Origin of the sequence: Proteus penneri, assembly GCF_003144535.1 — a bacterium.
GTDB classification, from domain to species: Bacteria; Pseudomonadota; Gammaproteobacteria; order Enterobacterales; family Enterobacteriaceae; genus Proteus; species Proteus penneri.
Map to the genome: position 1 here is coordinate 139,377 of NZ_PHFJ01000010.1, position 24,535 is coordinate 163,911.

Below are 24,535 nucleotides of genomic sequence, written 5' to 3' on the forward strand. Positions count from 1 at the left end.
CATACCGATAATTTGAATCTTTTTAATAAAAGATAAAATAAAGTATTAAAAATAAATTTATTTATTGTTTTTATTATTAATAGTCATTTAATAAATATTAAATGACTGTTTTAGTTCCATTTTAATATTAAATTAAATATCGATATCGCTCACAAATATAAATAAATGAATATTTAATTATCTTTTTTTGACTAGTATATATTGTGATTGATGCAATCATTATATTTAAAAAAACTTATTAATAATTATGAGGCTTTATTATGAAGAAAAATAAACTTATGGTATTTACTGCGACGTTATTATTATCATCAGCGGGTTTTATTTCAACAGCGTCAGCTGATGTAACGTTAAAACATGGCTATATTGATGTGCCACCTAGCAGAGCTTTTCTTTGCTCATCAAAAGGAAACAATTTAAATAAAAACTGTGGTTCAATACAGTATGAACCTCAATCAATTGAAGGGCCTAACAAATTTCCTCAAGAAGGGCCTGTTGATGGTAAAATTGCCAGTGGTGGAAATGCGGCATTTTCTGAGTTAAATGAACAAAGTGCTGATCGCTGGCATAAAGTAGCAATGAAAAGTGGAGAGAATACATTTAAATGGACATTAACTGCGAAGCACAGCACAAAATCATGGCGGTTTTTTATTACTAAACCAGGGTGGGATGTTAATAAACCGCTGACTCGTGATGATTTTGATTTAACACCATTCTGCCAACAAAATGATAATGGTGAAATACCAAAAGAAACCGTAGAGATAAATTGTAATATACCAGAGCGTTCAGGTTATCAGGTTATTTTAGGTGTCTGGGATATCGCCGATACAAAGAATGCATTTTATCAAGTTATTGATGCAGAATTTAAAAACTAATCTATTTAATTTAAAATCTAAGTTTAGATTAGTTTTTTATTTATTAAATAAAGATAACGGTTATTTATTGTTGATATTTAATCAATAGCGCCTTTTCATGGGCGCTATTTTCATTAAATTGACTAGAAATCGACCGCTTACAATGTTATTTTCTATGTTATACCTATAATTATTTAGCTTAAAACCAACATCATTGAGGTGCGATTATGGAAATCTATTTAGATACCGCGGATATCGAAGAAGTCAGAAAACTCTCTCAAGTTCTTCCTATTGCAGGTGTCACCACCAATCCTTCCATTATTGCTAAATCGGCACAAAATATCGAAACCCTGTTACCTGAATTAAAAGCGGCAATGGGTGGTAAAGGGCGCGTATTTGCACAAGTGATTGCCAGTGATGTCGATACTATGATTGAAGAAGCGCTACGTATTGGCAATATTGCTGATAATACGGTGATTAAAATTCCAGTTACTGAAGCGGGTTTGGTCGCCATTAAACAATTAAAACAAAAAAATATGTTGGTATTAGGCACGGCAATTTACAGTGTCTCACAAGGTTTAATGGCAGCATTAGCAGGGGCAGATTATATTGCTCCTTATGTACATAGAATGGATAGGCAAGGCTCTGATGGGGTAAGAGTGGTTAAAGAGTTACAAACTTTGATCTCCATGCATAATTTACCGACCAAAATCCTCGCCGCGAGTTTTAAAACGCCACGCCAAGTGGTCGATTGTTTATTAGCTGGCGCTTCTTCGGTGACATTACCGATTGAGCTTGCTTACTCCATTATTCGCTCACCGGTTGTCGATGATGCAGTAAATAGATTTTCGGATGATTGGCAAACAGCATTCGAACGTCGTTTTTTATAATTAAATTAATAATATGAGATTAAGTGCTATAGCGCTATATAGCACTTAATTTATCAAATTTGGTATATGGAGTTATTAATCTTCATTTTTACTAATGTATTAATAACTAGGTTAATATAGCTTAAAATAAACGAATATTGATTTACATCTAATAATAAGCCACCTTTCTGGCAATCTAAATTCAGATCTATTACTATAATGTTAGTCTATAAATGGATTATTAATATAATCTATGTTTTTTATTTTGTTATTATAAATAAGTTATATATCAATCCATTATATTTTGTTTGTTACGATTTTTTTATATTTTTTAAATTTAATTGTTTTTTTGTTTTTACTCAGTTTAATTGTTATTACTTTGGTTTTAATAACAAAATAATAAATTGTGACGGGCGTGTTAATTAAAGAGTTTGGTTGTTAAAAAACTAATATTATATTAATGGGGTAGTTAAATTACCTAATTAACAGGGAAAACCGATACTCCGCGGTGCAATGATAATTAACATATTCAGTTATTATCTTTATTTAGCGATAAATAAAACTTTATTTGTGATACTGGAGTAAATATGTGTGAAGAATACATGAATAAGCCACTCTATCTGTCTATTGCTGATTGGGTTCAAGAGCAAGAGCGTTGGGTAAGTGCAAAAGAGATCGCGAAAAAATTCGATATCCCTCAATGCAATGCGATTAATATCGTTTCTTACATTCTTTCTGATGTAAAAGAAATTGAGTGTGAAACAAAAAGTGTTCCTAATCAGCTTGAAGGCCGAGGTTGCCAATGCCAACGAATGATCAAAGTCAGTCATATCGATCCTCAGCTTTATTCACGCTTAAAAGGTCATGTACAAGGTAAAAGCAGTCAAAGCTCACCTGAAAAATTAGCCAGCATGATCCCTCATGGATTAAACCATGAGCAAAAATGGCAATGGATGTTGTCAAAATCACAACGACGCTAATAGATCATGTTTGATCTAACGATAAAGAGAGTACGACAGGCGCAATGGCGCCTGTCGCTACTTGTTACTGACCTTTCGGTTTAACGTCTGTTATCCCACGTAAACGCGGACGATTAGGCTCAGGAGTAGTTAATGGCGTGGTTTCAACTAAGCTTTGACGACAACGTACCGCTAAATTTTGGTATTCACGAGTGTTCATCCGTTTCCATTCCATATCTTGGTCGGTAATATCACGGAAATATTTGGCTGGACTGCCAATTAACATTTGGCGAGGTTGTCCTTGAAAACCCGCTTTTACAAAGCTCATTGCTGCGACAATGCTTTCGTCACCAATCACTGCACCATCCATAATGACGCTATTCATGCCGATTAGGCTATCACGCCCGATAATACAACTATGAAGAATGGCACCGTGCCCAATATGTCCATTTTCTCTAACAATGGTATCCATATCGGTATAACCGTGCATGATACAACCGTCTTGAAGGTTAGCGCCCGCTTCAACAATCAAGCGCCCATAATCCCCTCTGAGTGAAGCGAGCGGGCCGATATAAACACCTGCACCAATCATCACATCGCCAATTAATACGGCTGAAGGGTGAATATAGGCCGTTGGATGTACCACAGGAACAAGGCCTTCAAACGCGTAGATACTCATCCGTTTTCCTCTTTGTTGCATTATCGAAACACTAGATCATTACCGACCTTTCCATTCAGGTGCACGTTTCTCCGCAAAGGCAAGTGGCCCTTCTGTGGCATCTTCTGAATGGAGAACACTTGGATAATGTTTTAATACACCACTGCGCATTAATTTGTAGCCATCTTCAATGGAAAGTTCGCTGGTAGCGCGATAAATTTCTTTTAAAGCAGCCACAGCTAGTGGTGCGCTATTAGCGATTTGATCAGCCAGCTCGCGAGCGCTATCCATTAATTCAGCGCCACTGACAACACGATTTGCAATGCCCCAACGTAATGCTTCGTCCGCATTCATGCGACGGCCGGTCATTAGCATTTCATTGACGATAGCAGGGGGTAAACGTTTAGGTAAACGCAATACGCCACCACTGTCAGGCACAATGCCTAGTTGTGCTTCAGGTAACGCAAAAGAAGCATTGTCTGAGCAGACCATCATGTCGGCAGCGAGTGCTAATTCAAATCCACCACCAAAAGCATAGCCGTTAACTGCAGCAATAACAGGTTTATCTAGATTGAAAAGCTCGGTTAAACCCGCAAAACCACCCGCACCGAAATCAGCGTCAGGGGCTTCACCTTCAGCCGCCGCTTTTAAATCCCAGCCTGCGGAGAAAAAGCGTTCACCTGCACCTGTAATAATCGCGACACGTAAGTTCGGATCATCACGAAAACGCAGGAAAACTTCGCCCATTTCATGGCTGGTTTTCGCATCAATAGCATTGGCTTTGGGTCTATCTAATACAATTTCAAGTACAGAACCACGAGTTGTTAGGTGTAATGACTGGCTCATGTTGTATTCCTTTTCGTCATCAAAAATAAGCATTTATGATTGAGGTTATTAATTTGTGGTTAAACTTACCTATGCCTTATTTCAAATGCTTTTTAATCACTTTTCCTGAGCAATTACGAGGCAAGCCATCTCTAAATTCAACTTCAGAGGGGATTTTAAACTTCGCCATATTTTGCTCACAGAAATGGAAGAACTCTTCTTCACTCAAGGCCTCATTTTCAACCAGTACCACAAAAGCTTTAATTGCTTCATCACGAATGTTGTCAGGTACACCAATTACCGCCACATCTTGAATTTTGGGATGCGAAGAAATGATGTTTTCAATCTCAACACAAGAGACATTCTCGCCACCGCGTTTGATCATATTGCAACTACGATCAACGAAATAAAAAAAACCTTCATCGTCACGGTAACCATAATCACCAGTATGTAACCAACCTTCTGGCTCTAGTGCTTTTGCTGTAGCATCGGGTCGGTTGTAATACTCTTTGAATAAGGTTTTTCCAGGCTCGCCTTTTACACAAATTTCGCCTACAACCCCATCAGGGACTTCGTTGTTTTGTTTGTCTCTGATTTGGGCTTGATAGCAAAAACCGGGTCTACCAATGGAGGGCCAACGGCGTTTATCGCCAGGTCTATCACCGATTAAACCCACTATAGTTTCTGTCATGCCGTAAGAGGTGAGTAATCGCACGTTAAAGCGCTCAATGAAAGCGTCTTTTTCTTCATCTGCGAGATTGAGATAGAACATCACTTCGCGTAATTTGTGTTGTTTTTCTTCTGATGAAACAGGTTGTGTCATTAAAGTTCTCATCATCATGGGGATGCATTCTGTTACGGTTGCTTGATACTTAAGGATCTGTTTCCAAAAGGCTCTAGCACTGTACTTTTCGAGTAAAACAAAGGTGGCGCCCACAGAAAAGGCAGGCAGTGATGCCGTACATTGGCAATCAATATGAAATGCAGGCATAACGGTAAGAAAAATATCATCTTCTCGTAATGCGTTTTGCCATGATGAGTAATAACCCGCAAAGCGTAAGTTATAGTGAGTGATAACGACGCCTTTGGGTTGAGAGGTCGTTCCTGAGGTAAAAAGAATTTCAGCAGTGTCATCCACACTTAATGGGGTGTGATGATTAAGCGTAACAGGGTGCTTGGCTTTCTCTTTTAGAAAATCAATAACCCCTTTCTCAGTAGGAAGTGTGTTTTCTGTTATTAAAAACAACTGAGTTAAAGGATTTTGTTCATCCTGCAACATAGGTTGATAAATAGGATAGAAATTATCGCGTGTTACCACGTAATGAGCTTGGCAATGATTGATTATCCATGCGCTCTCTTCATACATAAAGCGCGCATTAATGGGCACCATAACAGCGCCTATTTTTGCTAGCCCAAACCAGCAAAAGAAAAATTCAGGACAGTTATCAAGATGTAAGGCAACATGATCACCTTTTTTTATGCCACCAGCATGGAAAAGATTCGCGGTTCTATTTATCTCTTCATTTAATTCACTGTAGCTAAATTGTCTCACGTGTCCTTGTGCGGATTCAAAAATTAGCGCTGTTTTTGTGCCATAAACCTCTGCCAAATCATCCCACATTTGACGTAAGTTTTGTTTGCCAATCACATCCATTAAACTATTACCCTATTCTTTCGCTGTAAATTCAGACGTGTTTTATGTCTATACAGCGCCTGAATTTTACAGTGTTACTTTACAATTTTAGCCAGTCCCTTATCGACCAGCCCCCTGATTTGTTCGTCGCTATAACCGATATTTTTCAAAATTGCGTCAGTGTCCATGCCGTGAGATGGCATTCCGCGCCAGATTTTTCCTGGGTTATTTTTAAATTTCGGCATCACATTTGGCCCTTTGCAGGTTTCGCCATTCATGGTTTGCCATTCGGTGATCGATTCACGCGCGATATATTGCGGATTGTCTTCAAGCTCAGGAATAGTCAGTACTTTAGCACTGGCAATATTAAGCTCTGAAAGTCGTTTAAGAACCTCAGTGATCGGTTGTTTTGCTAACCATTCATCTAACTTGTCTTCAAATAATTGACCATGAGGGCAATTAATACGGTGAATAAGTTGAGTACCTTCTGGCACTTCAGGTGTACCTAAAAGATAAGCAAGGCCGATATCTTTGAAAATTTCTTCAATTTGAGTGATACCGACAACTTCCATCACGATAAAACCATCTTGGCAACGGTAAAGCCCACAGCCTGCGTAGTACGGATCTTTCCCTTTGGTCATTCGAGGGCAGATTTCACCACCATTGAAATAATCCATCATGAAGTATTGCCCCATACGCAACATCACTTCATACATAGCAATATCAATACTTTCGCCTTTGCCTGTCTGTTGGACTTTATACAGTGCAGCTAATGCGGATGTGGTTGCTGTCATCCCTGAGAAATAGTCGGCGGTATAAGGGAAGGCTGGCATCGGCTGATCTTTGTCACCGTTTTGGATCAGGTAACCACTAAAGGCCTGAGCAATGGTGTTATAAGCGGGTAGATTGGTATATTGCGGATCGCCGTATTGACCAAAACCCGATAAATGCGCAATAACCAATTTAGGATTATGCTCCCACAATACTTCATCAGTAATGCCACGGCGTGCAAAGGCAGGGCCTTTACTGGCTTCGATAAAGATGTCGGTTGTTTCCATTAATTTTAAGAACGCATCACGACCTTCGTCTTTAAAGATATTTAACGATAGCGCATGAAGATTGCGTCGGGAAAGTTGGGGATAGTGAGGTTGAACGCGAATGGTGTCAGCCCATGCAACGTTTTCAATCCAAATCACTTCAGCACCCCATTCTGCAAACATTTGTCCTGCAAATGGCCCTGCAATTTCAATTCCTGAAAACACAACACGAACCCCTGAAAGTGGGCCGAATTGTGGCATTGGTAAATGTTCTGTCATAGAGTCACCTCGTAAGTGGTTTAGTGAATACTCTCTCACCTAATCATGAGAGAGTTTTCGTGATTAATTAGCGATACTGTTTAAGTACTGAACGTCCTAATGTCAGGATCTGCATTTCATCAGAACCACCAGATACACGGTCAACACGAAGGTCACGCCAGAAACGAGAAATACGGTGCTCGCCAGCAATACCGACACCACCAAGCACTTGCATTGCACTATCAACTACTTCAAACGCGGCATTTGCACAGAAGTATTTACACATAGCCGCATCACCAGAAGTGATTAAGTTGTTGTCACTCTTCCATGCAGTTTCATATAACATGTTGCGCATTGAATTGAGTTTGATCGCCATATGTGCGAATTTTTCTTGAATTAATTGGAAACGGCCGATAGCTTCGCCAAATTGCACACGCTGGTTGGCATAACGAGCGGCATCTTCGAATGCACACATTGCTGTACCGTAGTTAGTGAGAGCCACTAAGAAACGTTCGTGATCGAACTCTTCTTTCACACGGTTAAAGCCGTTACCTTCACGGCCAAACATGTCTTTTTCTTCAAGTTCAACGTTATCGAAAGTAATTTCACAGCAGCTATCCATGCGTAAACCCAGTTTTTCTAACTTGTTCACTTTGATGCCCGGCTTACTCATATCCACAAACCATTCAGTAAAGATAGGTTTATCTGGAGATGCTGAGTCACGACTCATCACAACAATGTAAGGGGTATAGGCACTACTGGTGATAAAGCATTTGCTACCGTTGAGGTAAACTTTGCCATTTTTACGGGTATACGTGGTTTGTAAGCTACCAACGTCGGAGCCTGCACCGGGTTCAGTGATAGCCGAGTTCCACATCTGTTTACCTGTACCACGAAATGCCATGATTTTATCAATTTGCTCTTGAGTCCCTTCACGTAAGACGGTGTTAAAGCCACCTGGTAATTGATAAAGCACGTAAGTTGGCGCACCTAAACGACCTAATTCCATCCAGATTGCAGCAACAGTAACAAAACCTGCATTTAAGCCGCCGTGCTCTTCAGGGATAAGCAGATTGTCGATTTCCATATCCGCTAAGGCTTTGACAAAACGTTCTGGGTATTTACTTTTGCGATCACACTCAGCGAAATAAGCTTCCCAGTTTTCACTGGCCATTAATTCGCGGACACCGTCAACAAACAGTTCCTGCTCATCATTCAATCTAAAATCCATGTTAATAACCTCTTAATATGTCATTCTTTGCGTATAGCGGATCAGTCTTTCCAATGTACTTTTGCATCTTTAATAAAGGACAAGGTGACCATGATATTGACGAAAAATAGTGGGCATCCTCCGGCGATAATGGCGGTTTGAATAGGTTTTAAACCCCCAAGTGCTAATAGGATGATGCCGATAATACCGACCAGCACAGACCAGCCGATACGCACTAATAAAGGTGGCTCAGAGCCTTCTTTCATAGAGCGACAAGTGGACATTGCTAGTGTGTAAGAGCAGGCGTTAATTAAGGTGACAGTGGCAATAAAGCAGAGAATAAAGAAGCCCCACATTGTCGCTGTACTCAGTGGTAATGCCGCCCATGTTTCGATAATGGCGCGTGGAACACCATATTGCTCAATCAGTTGTGGAATATTGAGAATGTTTTGGTCAATCAGTTGTAAGGTGTTACCACCAAGGATTGTCCAAATTAACCAAGTTCCTGCGGTTAAGCCTGCAACCATTCCTAAACACAGTTCACGAACAGTACGGCCTTTAGAGATACGTGCTAAGAAGATACTCATTTGGATGGCGTAAATAACCCACCATGCCCAATAGAAGACAGTCCAGCCTTGAGGGAATCCACCTTTACCGATAGGGTCTGTATAGAACAGCATACGAGGCATATACATCAACAATGTACCGACAGAATCGGTAAAATAATTGACGATAAAGCTCGCACCACCAACGATAAACACCCAACCCAACATTAAGAAACTCAGGTAAGTACGCACATCACTGGCGATCTTCACCCCTTTTTGCAGACCAAATGCCACGCAAATTGCGTTTAATAAGATCCAGCAAGAGATAATGATGGCATCTAATTGTAGGGTATGAGGAATACCAAATAAGTATTGAATACACTCAGTGACAAGCGGTGTGGCTAACCCAAGACTTGTCCCCATGGCTAAAATTAAGGCGACTAAGTAGAAATTATCAACAATAGTACCGAATAAGCCATTAACGTGTTTTTCACCTACCAATGGGGTTAAGGTACTACTTGGACGGATAACTTCCATTTTGCGAACAAAGAAGAAGTAAGCGAATGCAACAGAAAGAAAACTATACGTTGCCCAAGGTAGAGGACCCCAGTGGAACAAGCTATAAGCAAGGCCAATTTCTTTAGCTTGAGTCGAATAACCTTCCATCCCAAAAGGTGGGCTTGAAATGTAGTAGTATATTTCAATCGAACCCCAGAAAAGGACGGCAGCAGAAGTACAAGACGCAAACATCATAAAGATCCAGCTTGCGGTACTAAATTCAGGTTTGTCTTCCCCTAGACGTTTATTGGCATAACGACCGAAGACCAACCAAAACCAACCCCCGAACATGATAACCATGTACCATTCAAAGGCCCAACCCCAGACATTGGTAACATAGCTGAATACGGCATTAATCACTTCATTTGAAGCATCAAGATCGCGAACCGTTAACCAACATAAAATACCAACAATGATTAATGGCGGAAAAAAAACCTTCGGTTCTATTCCTGCCTTTTTATTATCTTTGCTCATAGGTAAATTTTCCAAATATATTTAGCGCAGAAGTTTAAGTAGTGTTAATTCCTAATAACTAATAAAACAGTTAAGTTTATTTATGAATATTTTGTCTATTGGTGATTCATCATAATAGAAAAATAAAGTCATTGGCTAATTCACAAATTCATTAATGATGAAGAATAATGGATATTATAAGAAATCTATTCTGTTATTCACTTCACACTATTCTTTTTGTCGATTTTATGTTACGGTTTATAACGTTTTGTTTTCATTGTAAGTTATTGATAATTATTGATATTGCATTATATGTAATCGGCTTGTTATATTCCGTCTTTCAATATTGTTGATCTGAGTGGCAATATTGAATGTTAAATACCGTTATATTTATTATGTTCAATATTGTTGATCGAAGTAGCAATATTGAAAGTTGAACACTTCAATTAAAACTAATTTCAATATTGGTGATGTATTTAGCAATATTGAACGCTATCTCTTCTTTATTTAATAATGTTCAATATTGGTGACCTAGGTTTAATTTTTTAATCACTTAATTATGTTAATTCTATATTACATTGCCAGAGTAAATGACATTATTTATTAATTTCAGGAGATGTAATGAATATTATTACATGTTACAAGAGTGTTCCCGATGAGCAGGATATTACGGTAAATAGCGCGGACAGTTCGCTAGATTTTTCTCGCACTAATACCAAAATTAGCCAATATGATTTAAATGCGATTGAAGCCGCTAATCAGCTTAAGACGCAACTTGATGGTATTCAAATCACGGCAATGAGTGTGGGTGGTAAAGCACTGACAAATGCGAAAGCACGTAAAGACGTTCTTTCTCGTGGCGCTGACGATTTAGTTGTTGTGGTTGATGAGCAATTTGAAGCCTCTCTGCCTTATCAAACGGCGGTTGCACTGGCTGCGGCGGCGACTAAAAAAGGTTATGACTTAATTCTTTGCGGTGACGGCTCTGCAGATCTCAGTTCACAACAAGTTAGCTTGCTGGTGGGTGAAATTTTAAATATCCCTGCAATCAATGGCATTAATAAAATTGTTTCTCTCTCTAATGACTCAATAACCGTTGAACGTGAATTAGAAAATGAAATTGAAACACTGACCATTCCATTACCTGCTGTCATTGCGGTGTCTACTGACATTAACACACCTCAAATTCCTTCGATGAAAGCCATTCTTGGCGCTGCCAAAAAACCTGTTCAGCAATGGAGTGTTGCCGATCTTGGTCTGGATGTGATTACTGCGCGTTCAGAGCAAAAAGTCGCGGCACCAAAACAGAAAGTGCGTCAACGCATCATTATTGAAGGTGATGGTGACGATCAGATTGCTGAGCTGGCAGAACATTTACGTAAAATTCTTAAGTAATAGGGGGAGTTATGAGTCAGTTTTCAACTGTTTGGGTATTTAGTGATGCACTTTCCCGTTTACCAGAATTAATGGGTGGCGCTTCTTCAGTAGGTCAATCTATTAATGTATTTACCTTAAATGATGAACAAAGTGCGCTTGCCTTTAAATTAGGTGCAACAGCGGTTTTCCAATTAGAAGGCAAACCAGACGATCGCATTATTGAAGACTATGCACAAAGCATGGTTGAAACCATCAAACAAAAAGGTGATGCAGGTTTAGTGTTATTACCTAATACACGTCGTGGCAAATTACTTGCAGCACGCTTAGGCCATCGTTTAGAAGCAGTTGTTTCTAATGACGCACAATCTTTAAAAGCAGAGGGTGATGCATTAGTAACAAAACACATGGTTTACGGTGGTCTTGCCTTTGGTGATGAAACGCTGAAAACGCCTTATTGCGTAGTGACTGCAAGTGTAGGTGCCTTTGATGTTGCACCAGAAACAGGGGCGACGGGGAATGCACAAAAAGTGGCATGGATTGCGCCATCTCAAACTATCGTTCGTAATTCAGTTCAGCCGCGTGCAATCAATGCCGTTGATTTAGATAAAGCACGCTTTGTTGTCAGTGTAGGTCGCGGTATTGGTAGCAAAGAAAATATCGTCATTGCAGAAGAATTAGCGAAAGCCATTGGTGCTGAAATCGCCTGTTCTCGTCCTGTTGCTGAAAACGAAAAATGGATGGAACACGAGCGCTATGTCGGTATTTCTAACCTGATGCTGAAACCAGAACTCTATTTGGCTGCCGGTATTTCAGGGCAAATTCAACATATGGTTGGCGCTAATGGCGCACAAACTATTGTTGCTATTAATAAAGACAAAAATGCACCTATCTTCCAATTTGCTGACTACGGCATTGTCGGTGATTTAATGAAGATTTTACCTGAATTAACCCGTCAATTATCTAACTGATTTATTTAAGCAGGGAAGGGGACTTCTCTGCGTTTATCGCAAATTCTGGAGATGTTATGTCCGATTCCGAAGATATTTTCGATGCCATTATTGTTGGCGCAGGATTAGCAGGATCTGTGGCTGCACTTGTTTTGGCAAGGGAAGGCGCACAAGTATTGCTAATAGAAAGAGGTAACTACGCTGGCGGGAAAAATGTAACCGGTGGTCGTCTGTATGCACATACTCTTGAACGCATCATTCCTGAGTTTGCGCAAGAAGCACCCGTTGAACGCGTTATTACTCACGAAAAATTGTCATTTATGACTGAAACCGGCGCAATGACAATTGATTACCAAAATGCCGAAGAAAATAACCCCAAAACCGCCTCTTGGTCTGTATTACGTGGTGAATTTGATCAATGGCTAATGGAACAAGCCGAAAATGCGGGTGCACAATGTATTACAGGTATTCGCGTTGATAAGCTCGTCGAGCGTGATGGCAAGATTGTCGGTGTGGAAGCTGATGGTGATGTGTTAGAGGCTAAAGCCGTTATTTTAGCTGATGGTGTGAATTCTATCTTAGCTGAACAGTTAGGGATGACAAAACGTGTTGCCGCTGAAAATGTCGCAGTAGGTGTAAAAGAGATCATCGAATTGCCTGAAAGTGTGATTAAAGATCGCTTTAACCTAAAAGATAACGAAGGCACGGCATGGTTATTCGCGGGATCACCTACCGATGGATTAATGGGCGGTGGTTTTTTATATACCAATAAAACCACGCTCTCTTTAGGTCTTGTTTGTGGGCTTCACCATATTAAAGATGCGAAAAAATCCGTACCACAAATGTTGGAAGATTTTAAACAGCATCCTGTTGTTGCTCCGCTCATTGAGGGTGGAAAAATGGTGGAGTACGGTGCGCATGTCGTTCCAGAAGCGGGCTTAAGAATGCAAAACGAATTAGTACGCGATGGTGTATTAATTGCTGGTGATGCAGCAGGGATGTGTATGAACCTTGGTTTTACTATCCGTGGCATGGATTTAGCGATGGCATCTGGTGAAGCGGCTGCAAAAACGGTGCTTTCTGCTATGGCAAAAAATGATTTTAGTAAACAATCACTCAATGAATATCTCAAACATTTAGAAGATGGCCCATTGCGCGATATGAAAGCGTATCAGCGTATGCCTGATTTACTTGATAATCCTCGTATGTTCACTGCTTATCCTGAAATGGTCGTTGGTATCGCAAAAGATCTCTTTACCGTTACGGGTGAAGCACCCGTACCAATGCGTAAAACCATGCTGCGTCATACCAAAAAAGTCGGTTGGATGAATCTGATCAAAGATGGGATCAAAGGAGTAAAAGCAATATGAGTTCTCCCGTAAATGTCGATGTCAAACTAGGCATCAATAAATTTAATGTCGATGAAGAAAATCCACATATCGTTGTTAAAGATCAACCCGATAGGCAGGTATTAGAAACCTTAGTCAAAGCGTGTCCTGCAGGTCTATATAAAAAACAAGAAGATGGCACTATCAGTTTTGATTATGCAGGGTGCTTAGAGTGTGGAACGTGTCGAATTCTTGGTTTAGATAGTGCGCTTGAAAAATGGGAATATCCACGCGGAACTTTTGGCGTGGAATATCGTTACGGATGATGTATCGCTACTTTTCTCCCAGAGCTGTCTCCGGCCTGGGAGCTTTTCTTTTTTATTTTATTTAGAAAAATACCAGGACACAGTCATGCAACCCAGAAACTTTGATGATATTCGTTTTACCTCTGTACATCGTCGGGTGATGTTATGGGGGAGTGGCGGCCCTTTTCTTGACGGCTATGTGTTAGTGATTATCGGTGTGGCATTAGAGCAACTCACACCGTTATTACAACTTGATGCTCGATGGATCGGTCTGCTTGGTGCGGCAACATTAGCAGGGCTTTTTATTGGTACATCACTCTTTGGTTATATTTGTGACAAAGTCGGTCGCCGTAAAATGTTCCTCGTGGATATTGTGGCTATTGCGCTTATTTCGATTGCAACGATGTTTGTGTCAACGCCAGTGGGCTTGTTGGTGATGCGATTTTTGATTGGGATTGTGATTGGTGCTGACTACCCGATTGCGACATCAATGATCACGGAGTTTTCCAATAAAAAACAACGCGCTTTCGCTGTCGGTTTTATTGCCGCAATGTGGTATATCGGGGCAACATGTGCCAACTTAGTCGGTTATCTTTTATATGATGTTGCAGATGGCTGGCGCTGGATGTTGGGCAGTGCTTTTATTCCTTGCGCTATTATTTTAATTGGTCGCTTTGATTTGCCTGAATCTCCGCTTTGGTTAATACGTAAAGGGCGTATTCAAGAGTGTAATGAAATGATGATCAAACTCTTTGGCGAGCCAGTGGTTTTTGAAGCGGAAGATGCCAAAAAAACGCGTTTTATCGAGCTATTTAATAAACGTCACTTCTCTTTTGTGTTGTTTGTTGCGGTGATTTGGACTTGCCAAGTTATCCCAATGTTTGCCATTTATACTTTTGGGCCACAAATTGTCGGTTTATTAGGATGGGATACTGGACGAAGTGCGGCATTGGGTAATGTGGTCATCAGCCTATTCTTTATGTTTGGGTGTATTCCTGCTATGTTTTGGTTAAACCAGACAGGACGACGCCCATTATTGATTGGTAGTTTTGCCATGATGACATTGGCATTATTCGTGCTGGGTGTTTTCCCTAATCTGCCTATTTTATTTGTGATCTTAGCGTTTGCGACTTACGCCTTTTTCTCTGGTGGTCCCGGAATTTTACAATGGCTCTATCCTAACGAATTGTTTCCAACCGATATTCGTGCATCAGCAGTGGGCATTATTATGTCGATAAGCCGTATTGGTACGGTCATTTCAACTTGTGCATTACCTGCCTTTATCGCTACTTATGGGATTAATACGACGATGCTAGTGGGTGCCGCAATTTCTTTATTCGGCATGATAGTCTCTGTGTTGTTTGCACCAGAAACCAAAGGATTAACGCTTAATCAAACTTCAACCATGCCAATGAGACGGGGTAAATAACACCTTTAATTGATAAGCAAGAAAATAAGTTAAGCAATTTAAATCATTTTTTATTTAGATGTTATAAATTTTAATCGTTATTGTATTTATTTTTATATTATTTTAATTTAAATTATCACGCCAATAATTATTGATAAGATTTGTTTATACCTTAAAGAGGGATGAGGCTATTTATATTAAAGAGAGTGATTTTATTATTTAAATAAAATCACTCTCTCTTTTATTTTTAAATATAACACCTTTATAACGCCTTAGTTTCAAATTTATTTCATTGTTATTAATTCATCTTCAATTACAAATTATATTTAACTCATCAAATCTAGACCCCAATCACAAATCTCTCTCAGACTATTCAAATGACGAAAAACAGTTCGTTATTTACCAAGAATGAATAATTTCCCCTACCCAGAATAAGATCATTACAGACGCAAACACCAGCAAAAAAGCGGTTGAGTAGGTATTTATGACCTTATTAGAAACGACAGTTAAAGAATGTCTAAACAATATTGTAAAGCAATATGCTTCACAAATTGCCTTGATTGAAAGCCAAAGTAAAAAGACACTTTCTTGGCAACAATTACAACAAGAAGTAGAAAATGTTGCGCGTGGTTTTTTAGCGATTGGTTTAAAAAAAGGTGATCGTTTAGGTATTTGGTCTGCTAATAGTAAAGAGTGGATAATTTGTTTTCTTGCTGCGGCTCAAATTGGTGTTCCTGTTGTTTGTATTAACTTTCATTTTAAAAAAAGAGAGTTATTAGATTTATGTCGATTAACCGGTATTAAAGCCTTATGTTTTTCTGATGGGTTTAAAAGTAATGACTTTATTGAAGTGATTAATTGCCTTGCTAAAAAAGTAACTGAAAATAAGGATGTATTACCCCAGTTATTTATTAGCATGGGAAATAAATCGGCAGAAAAAAGCGTCTCATTATCTCAATTAAAAGCAATTAGCCAAACAATATCAGAGAAAGAATATCAACAGGCTATTTCACAAGTCAGTGTAAAAGATTTACTGACTATTCAAATGACTTCAGGCAGTACAGCGATGCCTAAAGGTGTCATGTTAAGCCAATATAATGTGATTAATAATGCCATGCTGTCAGCACAGCGATTAGGCGTAACGCATAACGATGTCATTTGTCTTGCGGTTCCTCTGTTCCACTGCTTTGGGCTCTCTTCTTGCCTCTTTTTTGCGTTAACAACCGGATGCCAATTAGTTCTTCTTGATAACTATTGTGCTGAAGATGTTTTAAACGTCGTCCAAGACTATCGTTGCACCGTTATGCATGGCGTACCAACGATTTTTAGCCGTTTAATGAAACACGAGCAGTTTTCTCACTACGATTTATCTAGTCTTGATAAAGGCATTATTGCCGGAGCAAGTTTTCCTCCTGCATTAATTAATGAGATTGAAAATACGCTAGGAATGAAAGGGATCACCGTCTCTTATGGACAAACAGAAGCTTCGCCTTGTTGTACTCAAACATTACCAAACGATGCATTACCCATAAAACGCAGCTCTATCGGTAAACCATTACCTTTTGTTGAAATGAAAATCATTAGTCCAAAAACGGCTAAACCTGTGCCAGTGGGCGTTTTGGGTGAAATTTGTACCCGAGGCTTCCATGTGATGATGGGTTATGACAATGCCCCAGATAAAACCAAGGAAGCTCTAGACGAAGAAGGTTGGTTACATACAGGGGATATTGGTTATGTCGATGAACAAGGAAATTACCACTACGCCTATCGCATGAAAGAGATTGTCGTTCGTGGTGGTGAAAATATTAGCCTTTGTGAAATAGAAGAGGCCATTGCGGAATATCCCGGTGTTGACGCAACGAAAGCGTTCGGCATTCCTTCTGTCGATTTAGGTGAGGAAGTGATTGCCACTATTTGTGTGCAAAAAGACTGCACCCTAAATGAAAGCGAATTACGTGCATTTCTACAAGAGCGACTAGCTCGCTACAAAATCCCCAAAGAACTCCATTTCTTTACGCAGTTTCCTCATACCCCTTGCGGAAAAATTGATGTGCAAGCCCTGAAATTGCAATTGGGTTATGGCGTTTCAATCAAGGATGAAAAAACCAAAGTAGCGGGTTAAGTGACAAAGGATTTATCCACATTCTGACAACAGCAGTATGAAGTCTAAAAATAATTAGGAGAAAAAATGACAAGTCGTAAAGCACTAGAAGGCGTCACAGTAGTTGAGTTGGCGACCTTTATTGCCGTACCCGCAGCGGGTCGTATTTTAGCTGATATGGGTGCGAACGTAATCAAAATTGAATCCCCAAGTGGTGATAACTTACGTTACACCGCACCGACTGAAGGCCGTCCGTTAGATCAACATGAAAATACCAGTTTTGATTTAGAAAACGCCAATAAACGTGGCATCGTGTTGAATACGAAAACAGAAGCAGGGAAAAAAATTCTGTTTGAGCTGCTAGAAAAAGCGGACATTTTCTTAACTAACTGGCGTCCTGGGGCAAGAGAACGCGCAGGGTTAGATTATGAAACGTTAAAACAACGCTTTCCAAAATTAGTTTACGCCAGCGTGACAGGCTATGGTGATGAAGGTCCAGATAAAGACTTACCCGGATTTGACTACACGGCATTCTTTGCTCGTGGCGGCATTTTAGGTTCGCTGTACCAAAAAGGCACAGTGCCGATGAACGTGATCCCTGGCCTTGGTGATCACCAATGTGCATTAGGTTTAGTGTCTGGTGTACTAGCTGCTTATATTCGCGCTAAAAATATTGGTCAAGGTGAGTATGTTTCAACTAACTTACTGCATACTTCAATTTATACCCAAGCAATCATGATCCAAGCGGCACAATACCCAGATTATGGTCAGCCGTATCCAATCGATCGTCGTAATACCACCAGCCCATTTATTCTGGCTTATAAAACAAAAGATGACCGTTTTATTCAAGTCTGTATGCCTGTTTATGACGCCTACTATCCAACCTTTATTTCTTGTATTGGTCGCCCAGATTTAGCGCAAGACACTCGTTATACACGCCTACAAGAAGTGGCAAAAAATAATCGCTCCCCTGAATTATATGACCTGATTTGGCAGCAAGTTGAGCAAAAAACAGCGTCAGAGTGGGCCGATATTTTCACCAAAAACGATATCCCATTCAGTATTGCGCAAACTTGGGAAGAGGTACTGGAAGACAAACAGGCTTGGGCAATTAACACCTTCTACAGCATGAAGTACAAAAATGGCAGTGAAAAAGCCTTAGTTCGTCCACCAATTGATTTCTTAGAGAGTGGCTTACCTGAATATCGTCGTGGTCCTTTGTTAGGTGAAGACACACCGTCTGTATTAGCTGAATTAGGGTATAGCGCAGAAGAAATTGCCAGCCTTGAAGCCAATAAAGACGTGATGACGTGGAAAGAATAATCCACTTATTTTTTTAATTTTCAGGAGAGCAAAGGCATGCAACAAGACATTTTCACAATGGGCGTTGATATCGGATCGTCTGCATCAAAATGCATCATCATGAAAAATGGTGACGCGATTGTCGCTAAATCACTGGCATCAGTGGGTGCAGGAACTTCTGGGCCTGAAAAAGCGATCGCTGAAGTATTAAGCCAGTTTGGTGGCTCCCTCAGTCAGATCAGTTGGATCTGTGCAACAGGATATGGCCGTAATTCTCTGAAAGAAGCCAATAAAGAAGTGAGCGAACTGAGCTGTCATGCCAAAGGCGCGCACTTTCTTTTTCCGGGCGTAAAAACAGTGATTGATATCGGTGGTCAAGACGTTAAAGCACTTCATATGGATGGTGTGGGCCGTTTATTAAACTTTGTGATGAATGATAAGTGCGCTGCCGGTACAGGACGCTTTTTAGATGTCATGTCGAGAGTATTAGAAACCAAGATTTCTGATCTCGCTCAAGAGGGCGCTAAGTCCACTAAAAAAGTCACGATTAGCTCAACCTGTACTGTGTTCTCTGAATCAGAAGTCATTTCTCATCTCGCGAATAACGAAACAATACCCGACGTGATTAATGGTATTCACCGCTCTGTGGCTAGCCGTATTGCTGGTCTTGCAAAACGAGTGGGGGTTGAAGCCCCTGTCGTGATGACAGGCGGTGTTGCCAGTAATTTTGAAGTTGTTCGTTATGTAAGCGAAGAGCTGAACGCCTCTATCGCTACCTCACCTTTATCACAATACAACGGGGCGATAGGTGCCGCCATTTATGCCTTTGAAGCGTACCGCCATCAATTGGAAGACGATGCGTTAACAATAGGAACATCAAAATGAGCAATGTAGATATGAATGCGCCGGATTATATTCCTGCGAAAAAACGACTGCAAAAAATCGCTGCTGATGCTTATCAGCGTGCGTGGGATGCTAAAAATAGCGGTGAGAAAATAGGGTGGTGTGCCTCTAACTTCCCTCAAGAAATCGCTGAAACATTAGGTTTATGTGTCGTTTACCCCGAAAACCAAGCTGCTGCGATTGCAGCAAAAGGCGCGGGTTTAAAAATGTGTGAGCATGCAGAAAGCATGGGATATTCCAATGATATCTGTGCTTATGCTCGGATCAGCCTCTCTTACATGGATATTAAACAGTGTGAAGAGATGGATATGCCTCAGCCTGACTTCTTGCTGTGCTGCAACAATATCTGTAACTGCATGATCAAGTGGTATGAAAATATCGCATACGAATTGAATATCCCAATGATCCTTATCGATATTCCTTATAAAAATGATTATGACACTGATGACGTGACAGTGAAGTATGTTCAAGCGCAATTTGATGATGCGATTAAACAACTTGAAAAAGTCACTGGCAAAGTCTTCTCTGAAGAAAAATTTAAAGAAGTTTGTGAAATCTCACAACGCACAGGGCGTGCATGGCTAAAAGCCGCAGAATATTGCCAATATGAACCGTCTCCAATGAATGGTTTTGATCTGTTTAATCACATGGCTGTTGCTGTTTGTGCTCGCGGTAAATTAGAAGCCGCACTGGCTTTTGAGCAACTGTGTGAAGAGATGGAACAAAACATCAAAGAGAAAAAATCGACTTATCGCGGTGAAGAAAAATACCGTGTTCTCTTTGAAGGTATCGCCTGCTGGCCTTATTTGCGTGCCACATCTACCCCGTTAAAAGAGCAAGGTATCAACGTTACCGCTACTGTTTACGCCACTGCATTTGGTGTGATTTATCAAAATAGTGACGAGATGATGCGTGCTTACTCTTACGTTCCTAACTGTGTCTCTGTTGAGCGTGCGGCAGATATGCGTATTGATGTGAGCCGTCAAAATAAAGTTGATGGTGCAATTATTCACGTTAACCGCAGTTGTAAGCTCTGGAGTGGCATTATGCCCGAAATTGAGCGCCGTATTCGCCATGAACTTAAGATCCCAACGGTGACTTTTGATGGCGACCAAGCAGATCCTCGTGTTTTCTCTGAAGCGCAGTATGTCACCCGTGTTGAAGCATTAACAGAAATTATGGCTGCGAATAAAGCAGATATGAAAAAGGGAGACATCTAATGAAAACATTAACGGATAGATTTGATGAGCTGCAAGCGGTGGTGGATAACCCCGTTGCGCAATTAGAAGGTTTTATTCGTAGTGGCAAAAAGGTGATTGGTTGTTTTCCTGAATATACTCCGAATGAAATTGTCTATGCGGCAGGTATGGTGCCTTTTGGCATTTGGGGCGCGGAAGGACGTGAGATCTCAGAAGCGAAGAAATATTTTCCGCCATTCTATTGTGCATTGGCACTTTCTTCACTTGAGATGGGATTGGATGGTGCGCTGAATAAGCTGTCAGCAGCCATAATTCCTTCTTTGTGTGACACCTTAAAATGCTTAGGGCAAAACTGGAAAGCCGGTGTGCCACAAGTGCCTTTTATCCAATTGGTGCATCCACAAAATCGTAAAACCGCAGCGGGTATTGCTTTTTTAACCGAACAATACAAAAAAATTGCACTGCAATTAGGGGAAATTTCAGGTCTGCCTGTGACAGATGATGCACTAAAAAATGCGATCCATCTGTTTAATCAGCGTCGTGCCGCGTTACGTGAATTTTCAGAGATGGCTGCGCTTCATCCAAACTTAATCACGCCACAACGTCGTAATACTGTGATCAAAAGTGGTTATTTTATGGATGTCGTTGAACATACAAAAGCCGTTGAAGCCATTGTTGCACAATGCAAAACCTTATCTGCAGAACCTTGGAAAGGACACAAAGTTGTTGTGACAGGCATTATTGCGGATAGCCCTTCTATTCTACAAATTTTGGCTGATAACAAGATGGCGATTGTGGCAGATGAAGTGGCACATGAGTCTCGTCAGTTCCGTCAAGATATCCCAGAAAATAACGCACCTTATGAAGCAATGGCAGAGCAAATTGCCCAGCTTGAAGGATGTTCACTTTTATATGATCCAGAGAAAAAACGCGGCCGTTTAATTGCCGATATGGTGAAAAATACAGGTGCTGATGGTGTTGTCTATTTGCTAACAAAATTCTGTGATCCTGAAGAATTCGATGCCCCGATAGTGAAGAAATTCCTCGATAGAGAAGGCATTCCTTCCATCATTATCGAAATCGATCAGCAAACTAAAACGTATGAACAAGCTAGAACGGCACTGCAAACTTTTGCTGATGTGCTTTCTGCTTAACAACATTAATCAATAGTCACAAAAGACCTGTGTGGATAGCACAGGTCAATTGAACCCTAACACATATAAGTGGGGCAATCATGGGTATTATTTGTTTAATCATTGGGCTAGCGATATTAATGATCATGTGTATGAAAGGCATACATATCTTCATTTCTGTCTTTACCACTAGCCTATTTCTTGCTGTGACTGCATGGCTTGTATCACCCGATATGCTTAATCCTGTCGATGCACTGTTACAAGTGTATACCGGTGGGTTAGGTGGCTATTTTGGTAGTTTCTTCTTCATTTTCGTACTAGGTGCGATTTTTGGCAAATTAACCGCTATCAGTGGCGCTGCTGATAGTGTTGCCTCTTTTATTATTGGTAAATTTGGTGAAAGAGCCGTTATTCCTTCATTAGTTGCGGCTTGTGCCATTTTAGCCTACGGCGGTGTGTCAGTGTTTGTTGCACTGTTTACTGTTTATTCGATGATGGTGAGTTTATTCCGCAAAGCCAATCTTCCTCGCAGACTTATTCCTGCTGTCTATTTTGCCGGTGCAGGTACGTTTGTGATGATCATGCCGGGATCACCACAAATCCAAAACCTTATCCCAATGAAGTTCTTAGGTACGTCAGCTACGGCCGGTTTAGTACCGGGTATGTTGACAGCATTGTTCCAAATCACCTTAGTGATTATTTATCTCACTTGGTTATTTAAGCGTGTAAAAGCGAAAGGTGAAGGCTGGGTTGAAGACGAAAAAACAGCGAAGGCAGAGGAAGGTAAAAAAGATCGTCAATTACCCAATGTGCTCGTTGCATTACTCCCTATGCTTATTTTGCTGGTCGTGCTGAATATCCTGAAATGGGACCCTGCTATTGCACTATTCTGCGCCATTATCGCCGCCTTGATTGTGTATTTACGCTATCTCGATTGGAAAAAGCTCGTACCTAATTTGGCTGCAGGAACAATGGAAGGGGTGACCTCTCTCTTTAATACGGCGGTTATTGTTGGGTTTGGGGCATTAGTGATGACCTTACCTGCGTTCAAAGAATCATTCCAAGCGATTGCTCAATCGGGGCTGAATCCACTTGTTGTGACCGCAATTTCGGTCGGCGCTTTGGTGTTTATCAGTGGCTCAGGCTCCGGTGCGTTAAGTATTGCTATGCCAATGATTGCTGCAATGTTCCCTGCAACTGTGGTTGATCAAGGCTCCTTACACCGTGTGGCCACCATGGCATCAATGAGTACAACTCCGCCATTTAACGGATTGATTATTACTGTCTTTAGCGTTTGTGGTGTCAGCCATAAAGAGGGCTATGGCCCTGTAGGAACGTTAACTCTCGCTATCCCATTGTTAGCCATGATGTTTATGTTGCTGCTGTACACCTTCTTACCTGCATCCATAGCGACGATGTAGCAATAACGTTAACCGATTAATGCGTGCGATAAGACGACAAACGTGAAATCGCACGCCATAGAGATACCCCTATCTATTCACAGAGGAAGATAAACATGGATTTTCAGCTAACAGAAGAACAAGTCCTGATCCGCGATATGGTCAGAGAGTTTGTTGAAAATGATATTAAGCCTATTGCTGGCGAAATTGATAAAGAACACCGTTTTCCAAGTGAAAGCGTTGCACCTATGGCTGAATTAGGACTCTTTGGTTTCAATATTGATGAAAATTATGGTGGAACAGAAGCTGATGCAATTAGCTATGTATTAGCAACAGAAGAAATGGCAAAAGTCAGCGCTGCACACGCCATGATCATGGGGTCACAGTGTTCATTAACTGGGCCTGTTATTCAAAAATATGCTGATGAAGCAACCAAAGCACGTATTTTACCGGGAGTGGTTTCAGGTGAACAAATTGGTTGTTTCTGTTTATCCGAACCAAGTGCGGGTTGTGATGCCGCAGCTCAACAAACAACTGCAGTTCGTCAAGGTGATAATTATGTGATCAATGGCTCTAAATTGTGGATCACAGCAGCCCCTCAAGGTGCATTCTTTATCGTATTTGCCATGACTGATAAAAGTGCGGGCGTTAAAGGGATCACGGCATTCTTAGTTGAGCGTGATAACCCAGGGATCAGCATTGGTTTACCAGAAGAAAAAATGGGTATGAATGGTTCTGAAACCTGTTCTGTCAGTTTTAGTGATTGTGTTGTACCTGTTAGCGCACGTTTAGGTGCTGAAGGTAAAGGCTTTAGTATTGCCATGGAAACCTTAGATGGTGGCCGTTTAAGCTGTTCAGCGATTGCGTTAGGCATCGCACAAAGTGCATTAGATGCCACGATTGATTACACCAAAGAGCGTATTCAATTTGGAAAACCTATTGCAGCCAACCAAGGTGTGCAATGGATGCTAGTGGATATGGCTACCCGCGTAGATTGTGCTCGTATGTTGGTGTATCGCGCAGCTGCGGCAAAAATTGCTGGGCTTCCTTATACCCGCGAATCAGCACAAGCCAAGTTATACGCTTCTGAAACAGCAACCTATGTAACTCAAAAAGCCGTTCAACTCCACGGTGGTATGGGTTACACCAAATCTTATCCTGTTGAACGCCTAATGCGTGAAGCAAAACTCACTGAAATTTTTGAAGGCACAAGCGAAGTGCAACGCATGGTGATCGCTAAACATATTTTAGCGTAATGACATTGGGATTTTATTAA

The 24,535-nt window shown here is 40.7% G+C and carries 21 protein-coding genes; 15 read left to right on the forward strand and 6 right to left on the reverse strand.

Annotation, left to right across the window (positions count from 1 at the left end; genetic code table 11):
- The first annotated feature begins 260 nt into the window (after window positions 1–260).
- The 3 genes from CUB63_RS12700 to caiF all read left to right on the forward strand — a co-directional run bounded on the left by CUB63_RS12700 (window position 261) and on the right by caiF (window position 2,700).
- Complete coding sequence (locus CUB63_RS12700; protein ID WP_006536210.1) at window positions 261–872, forward strand: lytic polysaccharide monooxygenase; 612 nt, start codon at window positions 261–263, stop codon at window positions 870–872.
- A gap of 206 nt (window positions 873–1,078) precedes the next feature.
- Entirely contained in the window at window positions 1,079–1,741 is a 663-nt protein-coding gene (fsa, locus tag CUB63_RS12705; RefSeq protein ID WP_109848185.1) for a fructose-6-phosphate aldolase, read from the forward strand.
- Window positions 1,742–2,307: 566 nt separating this feature from the next.
- On the forward strand, window positions 2,308–2,700 hold the full coding sequence (caiF, locus tag CUB63_RS12710; protein WP_072064411.1) for a carnitine metabolism transcriptional regulator CaiF: 393 nt from the start codon (window positions 2,308–2,310) through the stop codon (window positions 2,698–2,700).
- A gap of 64 nt (window positions 2,701–2,764) precedes the next feature.
- Here the strand turns inward: caiF and caiE are convergent, their stop codons facing one another.
- The 6 genes from caiE to caiT form a co-directional block, all read right to left on the reverse strand.
- A complete protein-coding gene (caiE, locus tag CUB63_RS12715; protein ID WP_109848186.1) occupies window positions 2,765–3,358 on the reverse strand; it encodes a carnitine operon protein CaiE in 594 nt (197 codons plus the stop codon).
- 39 nt (window positions 3,359–3,397) lie between these two features.
- Window positions 3,398–4,183: a crotonobetainyl-CoA hydratase gene (gene caiD, locus CUB63_RS12720; protein ID WP_109848187.1), complete on the reverse strand. Its 786-nt coding sequence runs from the start codon at window positions 4,181–4,183 to the stop codon at window positions 3,398–3,400.
- A gap of 76 nt (window positions 4,184–4,259) precedes the next feature.
- Complete coding sequence (gene caiC, locus CUB63_RS12725) at window positions 4,260–5,816, reverse strand: crotonobetaine/carnitine-CoA ligase (protein ID WP_109848188.1); 1,557 nt, start codon at window positions 5,814–5,816, stop codon at window positions 4,260–4,262.
- A 74-nt stretch (window positions 5,817–5,890) separates the two neighbouring features.
- Window positions 5,891–7,111 carry an L-carnitine CoA-transferase gene (gene caiB / locus CUB63_RS12730; RefSeq protein ID WP_006536201.1) on the reverse strand — a complete coding sequence of 407 codons (1,221 nt, stop codon included), beginning with the start codon at window positions 7,109–7,111 and terminating at the stop codon, window positions 5,891–5,893.
- A 67-nt stretch (window positions 7,112–7,178) separates the two neighbouring features.
- Window positions 7,179–8,321, reverse strand: coding sequence for a crotonobetainyl-CoA dehydrogenase (gene caiA / locus CUB63_RS12735; protein ID WP_109848189.1), 1,143 nt, complete (start codon window positions 8,319–8,321; stop codon window positions 7,179–7,181).
- 41 nt (window positions 8,322–8,362) lie between these two features.
- Window positions 8,363–9,877 carry an L-carnitine/gamma-butyrobetaine antiporter gene (caiT, locus tag CUB63_RS12740; RefSeq protein WP_006536199.1) on the reverse strand — a complete coding sequence of 505 codons (1,515 nt, stop codon included), beginning with the start codon at window positions 9,875–9,877 and terminating at the stop codon, window positions 8,363–8,365.
- A gap of 600 nt (window positions 9,878–10,477) precedes the next feature.
- Between caiT and CUB63_RS12745 the strand changes: the two genes are divergently transcribed.
- The 12 genes from CUB63_RS12745 (at window position 10,478) to CUB63_RS12800 (ending at window position 24,515) form a co-directional block, all read left to right on the forward strand.
- Complete coding sequence (locus CUB63_RS12745) at window positions 10,478–11,251, forward strand: electron transfer flavoprotein FixA (protein WP_109848190.1); 774 nt, start codon at window positions 10,478–10,480, stop codon at window positions 11,249–11,251.
- 11 nt (window positions 11,252–11,262) lie between these two features.
- A complete protein-coding gene (locus tag CUB63_RS12750; protein WP_109848191.1) occupies window positions 11,263–12,201 on the forward strand; it encodes an FAD-binding protein in 939 nt (312 codons plus the stop codon).
- Window positions 12,202–12,257: 56 nt separating this feature from the next.
- A complete protein-coding gene (gene fixC, locus CUB63_RS12755) occupies window positions 12,258–13,550 on the forward strand; it encodes an FAD-dependent oxidoreductase FixC (protein WP_072064406.1) in 1,293 nt (430 codons plus the stop codon).
- Window positions 13,547–13,834 carry a ferredoxin-like protein FixX gene (gene fixX / locus CUB63_RS12760; protein WP_072064405.1) on the forward strand — a complete coding sequence of 96 codons (288 nt, stop codon included), beginning with the start codon at window positions 13,547–13,549 and terminating at the stop codon, window positions 13,832–13,834. Before fixC ends, fixX begins: the two co-directional genes overlap by 4 nt.
- An 85-nt stretch (window positions 13,835–13,919) precedes the next feature.
- A complete protein-coding gene (locus CUB63_RS12765; protein WP_072064404.1) occupies window positions 13,920–15,242 on the forward strand; it encodes an MFS transporter in 1,323 nt (440 codons plus the stop codon).
- Window positions 15,243–15,705: 463 nt separating this feature from the next.
- The gene (locus tag CUB63_RS12770) at window positions 15,706–17,343 is read left to right on the forward strand and encodes an AMP-binding protein (protein WP_109848192.1); all 1,638 of its coding nucleotides are present in this window, start codon (window positions 15,706–15,708) and stop codon (window positions 17,341–17,343) included.
- A gap of 66 nt (window positions 17,344–17,409) precedes the next feature.
- The gene (locus CUB63_RS12775; RefSeq protein WP_006536191.1) at window positions 17,410–18,645 is read left to right on the forward strand and encodes a CaiB/BaiF CoA transferase family protein; all 1,236 of its coding nucleotides are present in this window, start codon (window positions 17,410–17,412) and stop codon (window positions 18,643–18,645) included.
- A 36-nt stretch (window positions 18,646–18,681) separates the two neighbouring features.
- Complete coding sequence (locus CUB63_RS12780) at window positions 18,682–19,509, forward strand: acyl-CoA dehydratase activase (RefSeq protein ID WP_072064401.1); 828 nt, start codon at window positions 18,682–18,684, stop codon at window positions 19,507–19,509.
- Entirely contained in the window at window positions 19,506–20,747 is a 1,242-nt protein-coding gene (locus tag CUB63_RS12785) for a 2-hydroxyacyl-CoA dehydratase subunit D (RefSeq protein WP_109400051.1), read from the forward strand. Before CUB63_RS12780 ends, CUB63_RS12785 begins: the two co-directional genes overlap by 4 nt.
- Window positions 20,747–21,880 carry a 2-hydroxyacyl-CoA dehydratase subunit D gene (locus CUB63_RS12790; protein WP_109848193.1) on the forward strand — a complete coding sequence of 378 codons (1,134 nt, stop codon included), beginning with the start codon at window positions 20,747–20,749 and terminating at the stop codon, window positions 21,878–21,880. The genes CUB63_RS12785 and CUB63_RS12790 overlap by 1 nt, the downstream gene beginning before the upstream one ends.
- Window positions 21,881–21,960: 80 nt before the next feature.
- Window positions 21,961–23,280 (forward strand): GntP family permease, encoded by a 1,320-nt coding sequence (locus tag CUB63_RS12795; protein ID WP_006536187.1) that lies wholly within the window; start codon window positions 21,961–21,963, stop codon window positions 23,278–23,280.
- Between the two features lie 95 nt (window positions 23,281–23,375).
- The gene (locus tag CUB63_RS12800) at window positions 23,376–24,515 is read left to right on the forward strand and encodes an acyl-CoA dehydrogenase family protein (protein ID WP_109848194.1); all 1,140 of its coding nucleotides are present in this window, start codon (window positions 23,376–23,378) and stop codon (window positions 24,513–24,515) included.
- Window positions 24,516–24,535 lie beyond the last annotated feature (20 nt).